The organism is Isoptericola sp. BMS4 (assembly GCF_011634835.1).
Classification (GTDB): domain Bacteria; phylum Actinomycetota; class Actinomycetes; order Actinomycetales; family Cellulomonadaceae; genus Isoptericola.
In genome coordinates, this window is the sequence record NZ_SIRP01000032.1 from 1 (window position 1) to 691 (window position 691).

The 691-nt window shown below is 68.7% G+C and carries 1 pseudogene; it reads left to right on the plus strand.

The features are described from left to right. Positions 1-527 (plus strand): annotated as a pseudogene (locus EYB28_RS19850) (carbohydrate ABC transporter, N-acetylglucosamine/diacetylchitobiose-binding protein); the annotation flags it as partial. Positions 528-691: the final 164 nt, after the last annotated feature.

The following is a 691-nucleotide window of genomic DNA, read 5'->3' on the forward strand; positions in this document are numbered from 1 at the left end:
GGCAGGAGGCGCTGCTGTACCCGTCGGGGTCCTGGATCGAGAACGAGATGAAGGACCAGACCAAGGACGGTTTCCAGATGATGGGCGTCCCCTCCTTCGCGCTCTCGGCGAGCCCGGCGATGGGCGCCGAGGCGCTGCACTCCACGGCGGGCGAGCCGTTCATCGTGCCCTCGCAGGCCGCGAGCGTGGCCGGCGGCAAGGAGCTGCTGCGCGTCATGCTCTCGGAGGAGGCGGCGACGAACTTCGCGAAGACGAAGCTGGCGCCGACCATCGTCGCCGGGCTCGTGCCGGAGGACGGGTTCGGGTCGACGGCGCTGGTGTCGCAGACCGACATGCTCGACGCGGCCGGCGACGCCATCTTCACGTTCGACTTCGTGAACACGTACGGGATGAACCAGGAGCAGCTGCCGATCTGGAACTCGTTCCTCGCCGGGAAGAAGTCGGTGGCGGACATGACCAGCGAGCTGCAGGCGATCACCGACCGGATCCGCGAGGACGACACGATCGACAAGATCGAGGTGCAATGACGGCCGCAGCCCCGGGGACGGGACGTGCCGCGCCGCCCACCGGCGGCGCCCTTGCGGGGCCCGGAACCGGGCCCCGCAAGGGGAGGCGAGGAAAGCTGAGCCTCGACAGGCTGAGCTTCTTCGTGGTGTTCCTGTGGATCCCGGTCGCGTTGTTCCTGGGGTTC